This is a genomic window from Sinomonas atrocyanea, from assembly GCF_030811715.1.
Lineage (GTDB): Bacteria > Actinomycetota > Actinomycetes > Actinomycetales > Micrococcaceae > Sinomonas > Sinomonas atrocyanea_A.
Window position 1 is genome coordinate 56823 of record NZ_JAUSRH010000013.1, and the last position, 16456, is coordinate 73278.

A 16456-nucleotide genomic window follows, 5' to 3' on the forward strand; every position below is an offset into this window, starting at 1 on the left:
GGCGCTGCAACTAATTCCGCCCGTAGTCCCCTGTAGGGCAGCGGTATGCCGTGCACGGGCCACGCTAGCAGGAAACCATCGGCCGTCGACGCGCCAGACGTCGCCGCAGTCTGAGAACGGGGAGTCAGCCAAAACGCGCTTCACTCAAACTGCCACGATTTCTGCGCGAGCCGATCGCGAAAAGCGCAGCAGCCATCCCCCATAGAGTTGCTGTATAGGCCGTGTGTGGCGAGAAAAGAGTGTCCCACGCGATTTGCAGTGCAAGATACACCACCATACCGCCGAAGGGTCCCTTCCATCGGAACGCCGCAACCATTCCAGCCCCAATCAAAACAACGAGGAAGATTCCTGCCAGCAGCCCTCCCTCGACCCATAATTGAGCCAACATCGAATGAAGGGTTACCTCGTAGCCCGATCGGTGCCAGAGACGGTATATCGCTTCCGTGTTATCGACACCCACGGACTGAAGAAAATCACGTCCCTCTAGGACTAAACTCTCCGGCACGTTGGCCACGCTGCCCCAACCGGTAAGCGGTCGTGCCGATATAATGAAATACGACATAGCTGGCTCAGTCCGGCCCGCAAGCAAGACGGGACCGCCGTCGGATTGGCTGAGAGCCTTCTCCTGTACTGTTGCGCCGAAGATTCCAGACTCGATTAGGGCAGGCAATGCAAGAACAGGAAGTAACACTAGAACCAAAGCGATTGAACTGCGAACTCGGGAACGACGCCCGCTTTGCCCAAAACCCTGATTATGTACAGCGATCAAGATCGCTCCAGCAACTGCACACACCAAACCATGGGAGCGAAAGTTCAAAAATATCGATACTATCCCAATTACGAATAGCAGCACCCCCGAGACAAGAGATCGCCGCTCGCTTGAATTCGCGACAAATAGGACAAGGATCGTCACAGGCACAGCGATCGCATATTTCCAGAGGTTCCCAAAGGAACCCGCGGCATCGCCGACCGGCGCCATAGCACTATGCAGGACCCAGGCAAGAGCATGTCCAGCGATGATGAATGCTACGGCGTCTAGAGAGCCCTCGGCAACGATTAAATACGCGATCAGTCCGACGACATTAGCAGCCAGAATAACACCGGCCCTCTGGAACGGACTCTCCCCATCAGCGTAGGTAAAAAAAACGTACGCTAAACCTGACACCACTCCGCTTAGAAAAAGCCATTTAGCACCGCGGAGGCTGCCCTTTCGCCGCCAACGACCGACCCCGAAAAAAATCGCTAGGAAGAGGGGCAACCCAACGACATCGGGCACCATCGGTATTGGGATTGCGGAAGACGCCCCGAGAGCAAAGAAGAGAACCATCCGGTTCGTCTTCGGACCAGAGTCAGTCGCTACACTTAGCAATTCGCACCCTCGCACACGTATCAGAGTGCGACTCAAATCGTCGCACGCTCATGACCGGGGACAAAATGTCAACCGGCAGAGTTTTCATAGTACCTAGAACCACACCTCATCGGGGCGGGGGGATCAGGAAGCCTGGGATGGACACTCAGCAAAACCCGATCAGCAATGCGAGCAGCAAAACTCACCATAACATCGAAAAAGAAAGGCATTTTTGGACGATATCGAGCACTAACTAGAGCTCGCTCATCGTTGCCGCCCTTTCGCGACGAAATGCTGCCGTCATGAACCCGGAAAGCGGCGACCTCAATCGGGACGTATGCGACCGGACCTTGGATCGACAGTCGAATGAACAGGTCCTGATCCATCGCATTCTTCAATGAACCATCAAGACCACCAACCGCCTCGAAAGCACGCCGACGCATCAAAGAGCCCGGCTGTCCCATGAAGTTACGACCGATGCGCGAGTACCAGCACGCCCAAGAGCCGCTTCTGACTACCCACTTGCTACATCCATCCCCCGTGATGTAACGCACCCGTCCCAGTGCCAGAGTTGTTTCAGGCTTCGCATCCATCATTTCGGCCATTTGCGCCAGCGAGCCAGGCGCTAAGATATCGTCGTCACCCAGCCAAGCGAAATATTCCACGCCGCTTGGAAGGACGTCGTATCCGTCCATTCCGAAGCCCCGGTTCAGCGCATCGGAAAGCCCGGTTCCGGGATCGTCTACTATACGGACCCCCCATTCCTGCGCTCGTCGTGAAAGCGCTTCATTCCGAGGAGCCACTAGAAGAAGGTCTACTGGGACATCCTGCGAGAGTACGGACTCCACACACTGACTCAGCCAAGCGAGATTCTTGCCTAGAGTGGGGATCACGAATCGAATACGCACAAGGTCACTGCCGACCATAATGAGCCCCCAAGAAAAAAATCTTTGAATAGCACAAAGCTCCCCCTTGCTAAACTGTGAAATCCACCAATTGACCCGAATTGGCTCACATCGAACCGTCAGAAGCGGGTCTACGAACGCCAGCCACGTGAGTTCGCAGACAGCATCTGCTTGGCGGCACCGGACCCGCATGCCCACATCGCATGATACATTATCCGACGTAATATTCAAACGCGACCCTTGGGAGCTATACCGGATGAGAAGCCACGATCGGGCGGTTGCTATTTGGAAAAATGGCTGGCTTCCTCGCTCGGAGACGTTTATACGCAATCAGATCAGGGCAGTTCCAGGTTGGAGCCCGCTCAAGATTGGGTTCAACAGCCTCGCTGCTGGCCTAGAGAGGGCCGACTTCGCACCCTATCCGAGTAATTTTCTCGGAAAAGTTGCGCGGATTTCGTTCGGCACCGCACCTTTCATGGACACTTACGTCGAGATGATTCGTTCCTTCCGGTGTGAGCTAATCCATGCTCACTTCGGAAGCGGAGGCGTCAACAGTCTGCCTCTAGCCCGCCGAACCGGACTCCCTCTCATCACGACTTTCCACGGTGCTGACACTAGAATCTATGGCTCGAGCGTACCCGGTCTCGAACGCCGCTATCAGATGGGTCTAAGGTCGCTCTTCAAAGAAGGAAAACTGCTTCTTGCTGCTTCTCGCTACCTCGCAGATCAGCTGGTGCAGGGGGGAGCCCCTCTGGGCAAGACTGAGGTCCTCTACACAGGGGTGCCACCCGTGGACAAAGCGAGTGCCCAAAGTCGGGAGGGCATCATATTCGTCGGCCGTCTCATAAAAATTAAGGGGGTGCACCACCTCCTCAGAGCCGCAGCAGAGCTTCCTCCCCATCTACGGAGCACTCCAATCACAATCGTGGGTGATGGCCCTGAACGCGCTCCCCTTGAGTCTCTGGCGAGAGATCTAGGACTACATGCTCGTTTCGCCGGGTTGCGCAGCTCTTCCGAAATCCCAACACTTTTAGCACGTCACCGCCTGTTCTGCGGACCTTCCATCCCGAGCTCGGCCGGCACCCGCGAAGGGTTTGGAACAGTATTTCTTGAGGCGGCACTGCAAGAGTTACCAGTTGTCGCGTACGCCTCGGGTGGCGTCCAGGAGGCCGTGGCACACGGTGAAACCGGACTCCTAGTTCCCGAAGGCGACATCAAGCAATTAAGTCATGCCCTTCAGACCGTCTTAACCGAGGATCTGCTGGCGCATTCAATGGGCACCAACGGTCGGAGGCGCGTACTTGAGGACTTCAACATGGAGCGCCAAGCCGCACATCTCGGCCGAATCTATGAAAGCATAGCGGACCACACCTGAATTTAGGGTTTTCCTGACCTGTTCATCTCTAAACGATGGTGACGACCGATTCGCAAACGACCTCTTCGTGGCGTGAGCAGCCCGACCTCAGTATTCACACGAGCTACGCCGGGTATAACTTGGAAAGCCATCACGCTTAGTGCAGTTGCAGCAAACGGCACCCATGGTCCATAGATTGGGGTATAGGTGACAGAGAGCGCTAGGTTTGCGATAGTCATAACCACGACGCAAAGGGACTGAAAGGCAAGCCCGCGTGAATCGGTGAGATACATGCCAGGGACCTGCTGAACAGCCTGCACGAAAAGCATGAAGCCCATCGATATGACGACGCTCACGCTGAGATGAATCGTTCCGTGAGAGATCAGGCTCGCGACAGCATCCCCAAAGAGAATAGTCCCCGCCCCAGCAAAGGCGCCGACACCGAAGAAAATGGCGAGAGACTGGCGGACAACTTGCGCCTTGCCCGCCGAGTGGCTTCTGTTTTTGGCGAACATTGGCCACAGGGCGCCAGAAGTCGCTGCAATGAAGGACCAGATTGGCGAATAGATTTGCATCGCAAGGCCGTACACAGCCAAGGCCGTAGGAACGTCGCTCCAAGACACTATAAGTCGTTGGCCTTGGATAGCTGCGGGTAGGGCTATCAGGAGGACAAGCATGGGCGCCGCTGTGCGCATAATCTCTCGATGCTCGCCGGTTTCCCCGAATATCGCTAAGCCCAGCGGTAAGGCATAGGTGTGCAAGCCTAAGACAAAGCAGATGAGTTGGGAGAGCAGCACACCCGCGGGTATGGAGACAGCAAGCTCAATCCCTGAGGTACCCCCGGATGAAAGAAGCCAGGCTATTGCGAGCGTGAAAAGGCTTGAAGTTGAAAGTGAGTATAGGACAAGATCGTTTCTCCCCAACCCAAGCAAGATACGCTGCCCCAGCGACAAGGGTATCGTTGCTGCAAATAATGTCATACACACCGCGACAGTATGGTCCACATCACTCGCGGGAAAATGACCGAGGCTCAAGATATTGCGCCAAGAAAAGATCGACGCCCCTGCCCACCCAATTAACGTGAAGCAGATCGCTGAAACGAACACCCATCGAAATGCGCTCCGAATCACCCGTAGCGCATGCCGTCGTCCATGCATGGATCCTGCGACAGCATTGACGACCGCAGCGCCGGTGCCGAGGTCTGAGAACGGGAAGAGAAGAAATACCCCACCCACGAGAGCGACGCCGCCATAGACTTCTGGTCCTCCGACTCGGATAAACAGCGACGTCGAAAGAAAAGTTGCAAGCGCGGTCAAAGGAAATGACAACAGCCTCGCCAGAAACGAACTACCTAAGGACTTCACCGCCCGCTGGCATCTTCCTCAATAATCCCGACCAACGCTTCATGCCATCGTTGACCGGCGGCCATCCACGAAAAATTCTGCTGGGCGTATCGCTGTGCTGCTCGCGCGAATTCCCTCCGGCTGCCGCGCTGAAGGTCTTCCACTGCGTCCGCGATACTTTCGGGGGTTGGAGACGATAGGACGCGCCCACATGCGAGCGGTAGGTCCTGGGCAGCCGCCACTGCCGCTGAGGAAACGCATGGCAGGCCATGCGCAAGCGCCTCGGCCAGACTTATTCCGAAGTTTTCGTCGTCACTCGGCAGAACATAGATATCTGAACCAAAGTAGAACCGCTCTTTGTCTTGCCCTGTTTTCTGACCATGGAAAGTGACGACGCTTTCGATACCGAGAGCTTGGCACTGCCTCTCGAGCTTCATCTTCAATTCGTCTGGCCCGTCACCGACGATGTCGAGATGAACGTTTATGTCGCGTTCTCGCAGCACCCCTACAGCCCCGAGGATGAGGTCGTGGCGCTTCTTGGGGGCGATGCGGGAAAGGGCGAGTAATCTGAGCGGTTCGTGCCAACCGTTCGTCAGACTCTGCTGGGGGACGGGCGTGCCCACACCGCCAACCGACACCCGAGCCCCCGGTACACTCGCGCGCAGTTCACCCGCTTCTATTTCAGACCCCGTAACCCATCCTGTTGCACTGTCGCGAACAAACCTCCCAACAAGAAGCTCAAAGATGCGCTTTTTGAGAACCGAGACAGTTTGCTGGTGAAACGTCAGAGAACCGTGAGGGGTAATGACGAAGGGAGTTCGCAGAAGCTTTGCGAGGATCGCGAGTGGCAGTATCCATCCGAGATAGTACTGGTGGACAACGATGACATCAGCGCCGCGTACCAAGGCATATAGTCGACGCACGCCAATCGCGTTCCGTCCATCGAGAAGCCGCAGCTGTGCCGGTCTGCGGGCAGGCAGAGGTCCGAGCGCTCCCCCATACGTATCGATAACAGATCTATTGGGCGTTCGTTTCATATATATGAGCTGTGCCGATACGCCGTCTATCTTGTTCAGCGTCAGGTTGAGCTCGAACGAGTTCCGCGACGGTCCTCCGTAACTCACATCAACCGTCTGGATTAGCTGGAGTATTTTCATTGCACTAGCCGGTCCGACCGGAGTTGCCATCGATTGGCGAGCTGTCAATCTTACCCAAGGATTTCGCGTCGAAGCGAGGGAAAGTGCGTCTATCAGCGGTGGTCTTTACTACCGTGTTTGCGGGCACGTCCTCATTCGGACCAATCACAGTTCCAGGCGACAGAACTGCCGATGTACCTATTGTGGTCCCTCCAAGCACCATGCATCTGGTCGTCACCCATGCGCCATCCGAAACTTCAACAGGCGCTGTGATCAGCCGCATGTCCTCCCTGAGCGCGTGACTCCCCGTCGTGATGAATGTCTCTTGCGAAATCACCACGTCCTGGCCAATCGATACGTGGTCCTGATTGTGTATCCAGACACCCTCACCGATCCAGCTTCGATCGCCGACTCGAAGTTTCCACGGAAATTTCACCCTGGTGCGAGGTCTGAAGATCACTTGAGCACCGATGCTGGCACCGAAGAGGCGCAGGACGGCGACCCGAAGCCTAGACGACACCTGAAGCGGATTCGTGACCAAGCACGCTTCTGCTAATCCCCAAATGTAGACTACCCAAGCCGGCCGCCCCCATGCCTGCCCTTCTCCCGGTGCCGCCGCAAGATCAATGACCCGTACGTGGTCCCGTGCTGGCATTCCCGAAGACTTCTCCCCCACTGCACACCGCTCCTCGTGATACCAAGACTGTGGCCTCGGGTAGTATCCCACAGGTGACAGAACCACTCTCGACGGTGCTTGTCGTCGCTCTGAACTACGCGCCCGAGCCGACCGGCAACGCTCCCTACACCACGAAGTTGGTGGAAGGGCTTCGTGGTCAGGGCCACGACGTACGAGTGCTCACGGGCTATCCCCACTACCCCTGGTGGCGGGTCCAGGAGGGCTACACCGGCCTGTCGCGAACAGAGCTGGTGAACAGCGTCCCTGTACAGCGCGTCCGCCACACGGTTCCAGCCGCACCAAGGACGCTTTCGAGACTGCTCATGGAGTTCACATTTGGCCTTCATGCGGTCTTCGTCCGCTGGGGCGAGCCGGACACCGTTCTCGTGGTTAGCCCCGCTCTCTTCTCTTCCGGGCTTGCCGTGCTGAAGGCCCGGTTGCGCGGCAAGCGCGTCGCGATCTGGGTTCAAGACCTCTACAGCCGCGGCCTCGAGGAGACAGCCGGCCGGCGGAGCATCGTGTCTCGGGCGATGCGCAGGGTCGAATCCGCGATCCTCTCCTCCTGCGCGAGCGTCACCGTTATCCACGACAGGTTCCGGGCATATGTGGTGGACGACCTGAACGTCCCCAAGTCCAAGGTCCACGTTGTCCGCAACTGGTCGCACGTCCAACTGCCGTCCCAGTTCGACCGAGGGTTGGCGCGCCGCGAGCTCGACTGGGCTGAGGGCGAGATCATCGCGCTCCATGCAGGCAACATGGGGGTGAAGCAAGGCCTCGAGAACGTGGTCGAGGCGGCGAGACTGGCGAGCGCGCTGGGGAGCCCGGTGAAGTTCGTGTTGCTAGGAGATGGCAATCGCCGGGCGGCCCTCGAAGAAGCAGGTGCCGGCATCCCAAACCTCACCTTCGTCCGCCCGATGGATGACGCCGCCTACTCGGCGGCGCTCCGCGCAGCTGATGTGCTCCTGGTGAACGAGCTGGCAGACGTGAGAGAGATGTCTGTGCCCAGCAAGCTGACGTCATACTTCGCCACCGGGCTCCCGGTCGTGGCCGCGACGCATGAGGAGAGCGCGACCTCCGACGAGATCCGCCTCTCTGAGGGCGGGGTCCGAGTCGACCCGGAGCGGCCCTCTGTACTCCTCCGGGCCATCGAAGCGCTCGGTGCCGACCCAGAGCGCGCCACGGCGCTCGGCGCGAACGGCCAGAGGTACGCGTTGCGCATGCTCTCGGCTGAGGCCGCGATCACAGCACATGAGCGTGTTCTCCTTTCGCACGCCTAGAACGCGTCTCATAAGACGCATTTGGCCCGCCTGCCACTGCAGGCTCTGACGCGACACGCTAAACTCTGCTTGGCCGTTCGCGGCTGCACTATAGGGGACCACATGGGGGGACACATGCCTAAGAAGGCGCTTATCACCGGCATCACTGGACAGGACGGCTCCTACCTCGCCGAACTCCTCCTGTCCAAGGGCTATGAAGTCCACGGGCTCATTCGCAGGGCCTCGACGTTCAACACCGCTCGCGTGGACCACCTCTACGTCGACCCCCACGATCCCGAGGCCCGCCTCTTCCTCCACTACGGAGACCTCTCCGACGGCGCGCGGCTCGTGACGCTGCTGGCGGACATCCGCCCCGACGAGGTCTACAACCTCGCCGCGCAGTCGCACGTCCGCGTCTCCTTCGACGAGCCCGAGCACACCGGCGACACCACGGGCATGGGCTCGATCCGGCTGCTTGAGGCCGTGCGCATGGCCGGAATCCAGACCCGCTTCTACCAGGCATCCTCGTCCGAGATGTTCGGCGCGACTCCGCCGCCGCAGGACGAGGAGACCCCGTTCTACCCCCGCTCCCCCTACGGGGCGGCCAAGGTCTACAGCTACTGGGTGACGCGGAACTACCGCGAGGCCTACGGCATGTACGCCGTCAACGGCATCCTCTTCAACCACGAGTCCCCGCGGCGCGGCGAGACCTTCGTCACCCGCAAGATCACCCGCGCGGTGGCCGCGATCAAGGCCGGCGTCCAGTCGGATCTCTACATGGGCAACCTCGATGCCGTCCGCGACTGGGGCTACGCCGCCGAGTACGTCGAGGGCATGTGGCGCATGCTGCAGGCGGATGAGCCCGAGGACTTCGTCCTCGCCACCGGCGCCGGCTACACCGTCCGGGATTTCCTGCAGTACGCCTTCGAGCATGCCGGCCTCAACTGGGAGGACCACGTCCGCTTCGACGAGCGCTACCTGCGCCCCACCGAAGTCGACGCCCTCATCGGCGACTACTCCAAGGCCGAGCGGAAGCTCGGCTGGACCCCCACGGTCAAGACACCGGAGCTTGCCCGCCTCATGGTGGACGCCGACGTCGAGGCCCTCAAACACGCCGGAGGCAAGTGGATCGACAGCGTCGACCTTGACAGCTGGAAGGCTCTCGTCTGATGCCTGAAAACTCCTACTCCCCCGGCGCCCTCGACCGCTCGGCCACGTTCTACGTTGCCGGGCACCGGGGCCTCGTAGGATCGGCAATCTGGAGGCGGCTCGAGGACGAAGGCTTCAGCAGCCTCGTCGGGCGAACGTCGTCCGAGCTCGACCTGAAGGACCGCAAGGCCGTCTTCGAGTTCTTTGCCGCCGAGAAGCCCCGCTACGTTGCCCTCGCCGCAGCCAAGGTGGGCGGGATCCTCGCCAACAACACCTACCCAGTCGACTTCCTCAGCGAGAACCTGCGCATCCAGACCAACGTCATGGACGCGGCCCTCGAGCACGGCGTGGAGCGCCTGCTCTTCCTCGGTTCATCCTGTATCTACCCGAAGCTCGCGCCGCAGCCCCTGAAGGAGGAGTACCTCCTCACCGGGCACCTGGAACCCACGAACGACGCCTATGCGATCGCCAAGATCGCGGGCATCCTCCAGGTCCAGGCAGTCCGCCGACAGTACGGGCTGCCGTGGATCTCCGCGATGCCCACCAACCTCTACGGCCCGGGCGACAACTTCTCGCCGACGGGTTCGCACGTGCTGCCGGCTCTGATCCGCCGGTACGAGGAAGCGCGCCTCAGCGGCGCGGAGAGCGTCACCAACTGGGGCACGGGATCACCCCTGCGGGAGTTCCTGCACGTCGACGACATGGCAGAGGCATGCCTCTACCTCCTCGAGAACTACGACTGCCCGGAGCAGGTCAACGTGGGCGTGGGAACGGACGTCACCATCAAGGAGCTCGCCCAAACGGTCGCAGAGGCCGTCGGCTACACGGGCTCCATCGAGTGGGACACGACGAAGCCGGACGGGACGCCCCGCAAGCTCATGGACGTCAGCAAGCTCACTGCCCTGGGGTGGAAGGCGAGCATCGGCCTCGATGAGGGGATCCGGAGCACCGTCGAGTGGTTCCGCGAGCACCAGGACGACTTCCGCAAGTAAGGGCGGGCACGCACCGCAGGTCTGATTCAGGGGGGAAATATGAGAATCAGCGTCATCGGCACGGGCTACCTTGGGGCAACGCATGCCGCGTGCATGGCCGAGCTCGGCTTCGAGGTGCTCGGCGTGGACATCGATCCGGCGAAGATCGAGGCACTCGCGAACGGGGTGCTCCCGTTCCACGAGCCGGGGCTCCCTGAGCTCCTGCGCAAGCACGTGGCCTCCGGGCGGCTGCGCTTCACCACCTCGTTCGAGGAGGCGGGCTCCTGGGCTGACGTCCACTTCATCGGAGTGGGCACCCCGCAGCGCGCCGGCGAGCACGCCGCGGACCTCACCTTCGTCGATGCGGCCGTACGGTCCCTCACGGAGAACATCACCAAGGACGCGCTGATCGTCGGCAAGTCGACGGTCCCGGTGGGGACGGCGCGGCGACTGCGCGAAGTCATCGACCGACACGCCGACGCGGGCCTGCGGGTCGGTCTCGCGTGGAATCCCGAGTTCCTGCGCGAAGGCTTCGCCGTCCGGGACACGCTCTCCCCGGACCGACTGGTCTTCGGTGTGGAGAGCCAGGAGGACGAGGACCTGCTGCGCGCCGTGTACGCCGACGCTCTGGCCCTCGACACTCCGCTCATCGTGACGGATTTCGAGACCGCAGAACTGGTCAAGGTGGCCGCCAATGCGTTCCTCGCCACCAAGATCTCCTTCATCAATGCCTTCTCCGAGATCACCGAGACCGTGGGCGGCGACATCCGCACCCTCGCGGATGCGATCGGCTATGACGCGCGGATCGGCCGACGCTTCCTCAACGCCGGCGTGGGCTTCGGCGGGGGCTGCCTGCCCAAGGACATCAGGGCGCTCCAGGCCAGGGCCAGCGAGCTTGGACTCGACAGGACCATGCGGTTCCTGTCCGAGGTGGACCTGATCAATCTGCGGCGCCGCGACCGGGTGGTCCACCTTGCCGAAACCATGCTCGGCCCGCTTCTGGGGAAGAAGGTCGCCGTACTCGGCGTCGCCTTCAAGCCGGACAGCGACGACGTCCGCGACTCCCCCGCGCTCGACATCGCCGTGCGCCTCTTCAACAGCGGAGCCGATGTGGCCGTCTACGACCCCGAGGGCAACGCCAACGCCGCCAAGCGCTTCCCGCGTCTGGGCTACGTCGACTCCCTCGAGGCAGCCGCGACCGATGCTGACCTCGTACTCCTCCTCACCGAGTGGAACGAATTCCGCCAGCTCAAGCCAGCAGACATCATGCCCCTCACCGAAGGCCGCAAGATCATCGACGGCCGCAACGTGCTCAACCCGGCAGAGTGGGAAGACGCGGGGTGGGACTTCACCGCCCTGGGCAAGCGCTTCGTTCCTGCGGCCGATCTGGCCAAGGCCTTCGCGGAATGACCGCCCGGGAGACGGCCGCCATGGCTACCTCCGCAGCCGTTCCACGCCCGACTAAGCACCTCGGCCTGCTCGGCCTGTCCGATCTCGTGTGCATCATCTGGGCCACCGTCGGTGCGCAGATGCTCCGCTTCGGATCCGACGACACCTCCATCCAAGTCAGCCACACCTGGCACGCCCCCTATGCCCTGGTCACCGTCGTGGTGATCGGAGCCTGGTGGCTCATCCTCGGGGCGGGGGGAACCCGGGAGAGCACGATTCTTGGCCACGGCCCCGAAGAGTACAAGCGGGTGCTCACCTCCTCGCTGTGGCTCTTCGGCGCGATCGCCATCCTCTCCTACGTCTTCGGCCTCGACACCGCCCGCGGCTACGTGGCCGTGGCGCTCCCCCTCGGCATCATCTCCCTGCTGATCTCCCGCTGGGTCCTGCGCAGCGTCCTGGTCCAGTCGCGCAGCGACGGCCGCAACCTCCGCCGCGTCCTCGTCCTCGGCGCGCCGAGCAGTGCGCGCCACCTCGCCAGGCAGCTCGCTGACAACCCGGGGGCGGGCTACCGGGCCGCCGCAGCCTACCTCCCCGGCTACCCCGGTGTCGTGCTCACCGGCGTGGGCCACAGCATCCCCGTCCTGGGACATCAGGACGACGTGTGGGAGATCCTCGCTGCTGTGACCGAGGCCGGCGTGGACACGGTGGCGATCTCCGGCTCTGCGCTTGCCCCCGAGGACCTGCGCCGGCTCGGTTGGGAGCTCGCGGCGCGCAACGTGGGAATGATCCTCGCACCCGCGTTGACCGACGTGGCCGGCCCGCGCATCCACATGCAGCCCGTGGGCGGCCTGCCCCTCATCCACGTCACCACCCCCAAGCTCGAGGGCGGCAAGGCCGCGCTCAAGCGCGGCCTGGACATCGTGGCCTCGCTCGTACTCCTCGCGATCCTCGGCATCCCCATGCTCCTCGTCGCCGCCGCCGTGAAGCTGGACAGCCCCGGCCCGGCCCTCTTCCGGCAGACGCGCGTGGGCCGCGCCGGCATCTCCTTCAAGATGCTCAAGTTCCGCTCCATGGTGGTCGACGCCGAGGCGCGGCTCGCCGAGCTCCGCAGCCTCAACGAGGGCGCCGGCCTCTTGTTCAAGATGAAGCAGGACCCGCGCGTCACTCGGCTCGGCCGCATCCTGCGCAGGTTCTCCATCGACGAGCTCCCGCAGCTCATCAACGTGCTCCGCGGCGAGATGAGCCTCGTGGGCCCCCGGCCGCCGCTGCCCGCCGAGGTGGCCGGCTACGACGACTTCGCCCACCGCCGCCTCCTCGTCAAGCCTGGCGTCACCGGCCTCTGGCAGGTGTCCGGCCGCAGCGACCTGAGCTGGGAGGAAGCCATCCGGCTCGACCTCTCCTACGTGGAGAACTGGTCCCTCGTCCAGGACCTCGTGATCCTGCTCCGCACCGCCCGCGCTGTGCTCGGCAAGTCCGGCGCCTACTAGGCTCCGGCGGCCGTCATTGGCTCCCCGGCACCGCTGCCCGCGGGCCGGAGGCCGAGGTCCTCGAGTAGCGCGCCGAGCGCCTTCCGCCCCGCCTCGGGCGAGTAGGCGGTCTGCCAGCGGAGGCGGGCGGCAGCCACGGCGTCGTCCGCGGGGAGCGCCGCGGCGGCGGCCGTGATCACCTCGGCGAGGTGGCCGGCATCGCCCGCGCGCGCCACCCACGGGTGGTCCGGGCCCACCGCCTCGGACAGCGACCCGGCGTCGCTCACCACCACCGGGACGCCCGAGGCCATCGCGGTCGCCGCCGGGAAGCAGAAGCCCCGGGGAGAGACGGCCGGGCAGACCAGCAGGTCCACAGACCCCAGGAACTCGTCCACCGGCATGTTGTGGACGCTCTGGACCATCGCGCCCAGTGACCTGAGCCGGCCCTCGACCACGACGCGCTCGCGCGCATCGGCGTAGCGGGTCGGGCCGGTGATGCGGAGCCGGTACCGCCCGGGGGCCCAGCGCCGCAGCGCGTCGACGGCGTCCGCGAGGACGAGCACGCCGTCGCGCTCGGAGACCGGGCCCATGAAGCCGACCCGCAGCGGGCCGCCGCCGCGCGGGCTGCGGACGAGCTCGAGGGCGGGGACCGACGGGGCGAGCGCCCGGGCGCCCTTCAGCTGAGCGGCATCGGACGGGGACGGGACGATCGTGGCTAGCGCCCGCGCGCGTGCCGCGGACCGGAGTCGCTGCACGGGGGCCGGGGCCGCCGTGTCGAAGGCGACAATCCGCTGCCGCATCCCGGCGGTCGCCAGGGCGGGCATGGTCCCCTCGCACCACAGCACGCCGTCCGGGTTCGCGCGGCGCCACAGGAGCAGATCCCGCGCGTACTCCGCGGGACCGGCGGAGGGCAGCGTGTGGACGGGAAGGCCGAGCGCGGACGCGCGGGCCACGAGCGGGCTGCGGGCCGGTGGGCCGACCACGAGGAGCTCCTCGCCGAGCGCGGAGAGGCCCTCCGCGACCGAGGCCATCAGGCCCTCCCCGCCGCCGCGCCGGATGCCCGCAGCGATGACATGCCTGGCCGTCATCTCCCCCATACTCCTTGCTCGTCTTTGCCGTGTGGGTTCAAGGCTAGAGCGGCTGCCGCGCGGGTCTGTGGCGGCACGCCGGGGTGCGCTGCGGGGTGAGCTTCGGCACAGCCGGAAGCTCCTAGCTAGCGGTGGATGTTCAGGGCAATGAACAGCACGGTGGCCACGGCGGCGACCGCTAGGAGGGCGGTCTGCGCCCTGCTGATGAGGCGCTCGTTCCTCAGCCACCACTGCCGGCGGCGGTACTTGCTCTTCCAGCCCATGAGTGGCCCCCCTCGCGTCACTGAGCGCGGCAACGGAAAGCCGCGGCTGCCCCTGTGCACGACCACCATGGCAGAGGCACGCACGAAGTTCCAAAGAGTGCAAGTCAAACGGCTTCATGGTGATGGAATGCCCGTCATCTCGCGGGATTTTGGCGGAATTCCGGGACTTTGGGCACTGGCTGTGCGGCGGGTTTCGGCTTTGCTCCGCCACCGGGGTTTCGGCTCCGCCCAGCCACCACGGTCCCGTCCTAGGCTGGGCCCATGAGGGGTAGCGCTGTGATCGTCGGGGCCGGGATCGCGGGACTCGCCGCGGCCCGGGCGCTCACCGCGGGCGGCTGGGACGTGGAGGTCCACGAGCGCCACGCGCAGCTCTCCACCGCCGGCACGCTCCTGGGCCTGTGGCCGGCGGCGTGGGCCGCGTTCGAGCGCCTCGGGGCCGCCGCCACGCTGGAGACCGTGAGCATCGCCTCGGGCGAGCTCCTCCGCCCGGACGGGCGCGTCCTGGCCCGCCTGGCCCTCCCGGGAACCACCCGCGGGGTGGGGCGGATGGACCTGCTCGAGACCCTCCTCGCCGGACTGCCCAAGGGCACCGTCCGCTGGTCCTCCGCCGTCGCCTCCCCCGCCGGGCTGCCGGACGCGGACGTGGTGGTCGCGGCCGACGGCGTCCACTCGGCCCTGCGCGCCCGCGCCTTCCCGGCCGCCCGGCTCCGCGACGCCCACGTGGTGGCCTTCCGCGGCGTGGCCCCACTCGAGACCGTGGACGGGTTCGAGGCGTGGGGCGCCGGGCTGATCTTCGGCCGGGCACCGTTCCCCGGCGGCGGGACCAACTGGTACGCCGGCGTCCGCGCCGACCTCGCCGGCACCCGCGAGGACGATCCGCTCGAGCTCCTCGGCGCCCTCTACCGCGGCTGGACCCCGCGCGTGCACGAGGTGCTCGCCACCCTCACCCCCGAGGCGGTGGACCGGCGCCGCATCGAGGACCTCGCCCCGCTCAAGAGCTACGTCGCCGGGAACCTCGCCCTCGTCGGGGACGCCGCCCACGCCATGGCCCCGCACCTGGGCCGCGGCGGCGGCGAGTCCCTCATGGACGGGCTCGCCCTCGCCGACGCCCTGGTCGCCGCCCCCACCGTCGCCGATGGCCTCGCGCGGTACGACGCCGCCCGCCGCCGCCCCTCCCAGCGCGCCGTGGCCGGCTCCCGGCTCATGAACCGCATCACGAACCAACTGCGCCACCCCTGGCTCCGCGACACCCTCGCCACCGCCGCCGGCAAGGTCGCAGCGCGGCGCCGCCCCGCGCCGTCGTCCGCAGGGTGAGACACCTCGGCGAGGGCGGCAGGAGCACCTCGTTGGACATGTAAAATCACGGTAGCCCGGTCCGCTGCGTCAAGCACCCGGCCGGCCGACCGGGCCACCACTTCGTTCAAGAACTCGTAGAACACTGGGGGCTCCATGGAAGCATCGTCGCTTCGGCAGACCACGGGGAGCAGGCTCCTCGGCAAGGGCGGCATCGCCGCACTCGTGCTGGGCCTGCTGCTCGCACTCACCACCACCGGCATCGCGCCGCAGACCGCCTCGGCCGGCGGCTACAGCGCGATCGACGCCAAGTACCAGGCCGTGGGCGGCTCCCGCCTGCTCGGCGCCGCGCGGGGCCCCGAGGTCCGCACCAGCACGGGCGCGCACCGCGACTACGCCCGCGGCGCCATCTACTGGTCCTCGAGGACCGGGGCGCACCCGAACGCGGGCGCCATCCGCGCCGCCTACGCCTCGAAGGGCTGGGAGCTCGGCTACCTCGGCTACCCGACCACGGACGAGTACAACTACCAGGGCGGCCGGGCGCAGAACTTCCAGAACGGCTACATCACCTGGTCCACCCGCGGCGGCACCGCCGTGGTGGTCAACGGGCGCGTCATCCCCGGCGCCTTCTGCGCGAACAGCCAGGTCTGGATGAAGGGCCTGGCCTCGAACGGCCGCTGGTACACCTGCGGCAGCAAGGGCCGCGACGCCAACGGCCACTACCACTGGAACAGCTGACCTGAAGCCCGGCACGCCCCTCGAAACAGGGGTACGCCAGCGACGAACGGGGTCCGCGAACGCTTCGCGGGCCCCGTTCGT

14 protein-coding genes are annotated in these 16456 nt (G+C 64.3%); 8 read left to right on the forward strand and 6 right to left on the reverse strand.

Translation table 11 applies throughout. From position 1 onward, the window contains the following. Positions 1-124 precede the first annotated feature (124 nt). Together J2W21_RS16730 and J2W21_RS16735 are read right to left on the reverse strand one after the other, a co-directional pair. Positions 125-1279 carry a hypothetical protein gene (locus J2W21_RS16730; RefSeq protein WP_307115650.1) on the reverse strand — a complete coding sequence of 385 codons (1155 nt, stop codon included), beginning with the start codon at positions 1277-1279 and terminating at the stop codon, positions 125-127. Positions 1280-1437: 158 nt separating this feature from the next. Next, complete coding sequence (locus J2W21_RS16735) at positions 1438-2445, reverse strand: glycosyltransferase (protein ID WP_307115723.1); 1008 nt, start codon at positions 2443-2445, stop codon at positions 1438-1440. Between J2W21_RS16735 and J2W21_RS16740 the strand changes: the two genes are divergently transcribed. Next, the gene (locus tag J2W21_RS16740; protein ID WP_307115651.1) at positions 2444-3628 is read left to right on the forward strand and encodes a glycosyltransferase; all 1185 of its coding nucleotides are present in this window, start codon (positions 2444-2446) and stop codon (positions 3626-3628) included. The two genes, J2W21_RS16735 and J2W21_RS16740, sit on opposite strands and share 2 nt — an antisense overlap. A 2-nt stretch (positions 3629-3630) precedes the next feature. On the opposite strand, the gene J2W21_RS16745 is transcribed toward J2W21_RS16740, so the two are convergent. Together J2W21_RS16745 and J2W21_RS16750 are read right to left on the reverse strand one after the other, a co-directional pair. After that, a complete protein-coding gene (locus J2W21_RS16745; protein ID WP_307115652.1) occupies positions 3631-4713 on the reverse strand; it encodes a lipopolysaccharide biosynthesis protein in 1083 nt (360 codons plus the stop codon). Between the two features lie 254 nt (positions 4714-4967). Continuing rightward, the gene (locus J2W21_RS16750; protein ID WP_307115653.1) at positions 4968-6107 is read right to left on the reverse strand and encodes a glycosyltransferase; all 1140 of its coding nucleotides are present in this window, start codon (positions 6105-6107) and stop codon (positions 4968-4970) included. A gap of 708 nt (positions 6108-6815) precedes the next feature. Here J2W21_RS16750 and J2W21_RS16755 point away from each other — a divergent pair. From J2W21_RS16755 to J2W21_RS16775, 5 genes are all read left to right on the forward strand, one after another. Further along, positions 6816-8039: a glycosyltransferase family 4 protein gene (locus tag J2W21_RS16755; RefSeq protein WP_307115654.1), complete on the forward strand. Its 1224-nt coding sequence runs from the start codon at positions 6816-6818 to the stop codon at positions 8037-8039. A gap of 114 nt (positions 8040-8153) precedes the next feature. Then, the gene (gene gmd / locus J2W21_RS16760) at positions 8154-9188 is read left to right on the forward strand and encodes a GDP-mannose 4,6-dehydratase (protein ID WP_307115655.1); all 1035 of its coding nucleotides are present in this window, start codon (positions 8154-8156) and stop codon (positions 9186-9188) included. Next, positions 9188-10159, forward strand: coding sequence for a GDP-L-fucose synthase family protein (locus tag J2W21_RS16765; protein WP_307115656.1), 972 nt, complete (start codon positions 9188-9190; stop codon positions 10157-10159). Before gmd ends, J2W21_RS16765 begins: the two co-directional genes overlap by 1 nt. Positions 10160-10198: 39 nt before the next feature. Next, positions 10199-11548, forward strand: coding sequence for a UDP-glucose dehydrogenase family protein (locus J2W21_RS16770; RefSeq protein WP_307115657.1), 1350 nt, complete (start codon positions 10199-10201; stop codon positions 11546-11548). A 20-nt stretch (positions 11549-11568) separates the two neighbouring features. Beyond that, positions 11569-13014, forward strand: coding sequence for a sugar transferase (locus tag J2W21_RS16775; RefSeq protein ID WP_307115658.1), 1446 nt, complete (start codon positions 11569-11571; stop codon positions 13012-13014). On the opposite strand, the gene J2W21_RS16780 is transcribed toward J2W21_RS16775, so the two are convergent. Then, a complete protein-coding gene (locus J2W21_RS16780) occupies positions 13011-14081 on the reverse strand; it encodes a glycosyltransferase (RefSeq protein ID WP_307115659.1) in 1071 nt (356 codons plus the stop codon). The two genes, J2W21_RS16775 and J2W21_RS16780, sit on opposite strands and share 4 nt — an antisense overlap. A gap of 125 nt (positions 14082-14206) precedes the next feature. Then, positions 14207-14344, reverse strand: a complete 138-nt coding sequence (locus J2W21_RS16785; protein WP_307115660.1) for a hypothetical protein — start codon at positions 14342-14344, stop codon at positions 14207-14209. Positions 14345-14605: 261 nt separating this feature from the next. Here J2W21_RS16785 and J2W21_RS16790 point away from each other — a divergent pair, with 261 nt between their 5' ends. Both J2W21_RS16790 and J2W21_RS16795 read left to right on the forward strand, forming a co-directional pair. Beyond that, entirely contained in the window at positions 14606-15658 is a 1053-nt protein-coding gene (locus J2W21_RS16790) for an FAD-dependent monooxygenase (protein WP_307115661.1), read from the forward strand. Positions 15659-15793: 135 nt separating this feature from the next. Further along, positions 15794-16375 (forward strand): LGFP repeat-containing protein, encoded by a 582-nt coding sequence (locus J2W21_RS16795; RefSeq protein ID WP_307115662.1) that lies wholly within the window; start codon positions 15794-15796, stop codon positions 16373-16375. The last annotated feature ends 81 nt before the right edge of the window (positions 16376-16456 follow it).

Excerpts from the sequence above, each read along its gene's own strand:
- J2W21_RS16730 (WP_307115650.1), bottom strand. The coding sequence starts at position 1,279 with ATGGTGCCCGATGTCGTTGGGTTGCCCCTCTTCCTAGCGATTTTTTTC.
- J2W21_RS16740 (WP_307115651.1), top strand. The coding sequence starts at position 2,444 with ATGCCCACATCGCATGATACATTATCCGACGTAATATTCAAACGCGAC.
- J2W21_RS16735 (WP_307115723.1), bottom strand. The coding sequence starts at position 2,445 with ATGCGGGTCCGGTGCCGCCAAGCAGATGCTGTCTGCGAACTCACGTGG.
- J2W21_RS16750 (WP_307115653.1), bottom strand. The coding sequence starts at position 6,107 with ATGAAAATACTCCAGCTAATCCAGACGGTTGATGTGAGTTACGGAGGA.
- gmd (WP_307115655.1), top strand. The coding sequence starts at position 8,154 with ATGCCTAAGAAGGCGCTTATCACCGGCATCACTGGACAGGACGGCTCC.
- J2W21_RS16765 (WP_307115656.1), top strand. The coding sequence starts at position 9,188 with ATGCCTGAAAACTCCTACTCCCCCGGCGCCCTCGACCGCTCGGCCACG.
- J2W21_RS16770 (WP_307115657.1), top strand. The coding sequence starts at position 10,199 with ATGAGAATCAGCGTCATCGGCACGGGCTACCTTGGGGCAACGCATGCC.
- J2W21_RS16775 (WP_307115658.1), top strand. The coding sequence starts at position 11,569 with ATGGCTACCTCCGCAGCCGTTCCACGCCCGACTAAGCACCTCGGCCTG.
- J2W21_RS16780 (WP_307115659.1), bottom strand. The coding sequence starts at position 14,081 with ATGACGGCCAGGCATGTCATCGCTGCGGGCATCCGGCGCGGCGGCGGG.
- J2W21_RS16785 (WP_307115660.1), bottom strand. The coding sequence starts at position 14,344 with ATGGGCTGGAAGAGCAAGTACCGCCGCCGGCAGTGGTGGCTGAGGAAC.
- J2W21_RS16790 (WP_307115661.1), top strand. The coding sequence starts at position 14,606 with ATGAGGGGTAGCGCTGTGATCGTCGGGGCCGGGATCGCGGGACTCGCC.
- J2W21_RS16795 (WP_307115662.1), top strand. The coding sequence starts at position 15,794 with ATGGAAGCATCGTCGCTTCGGCAGACCACGGGGAGCAGGCTCCTCGGC.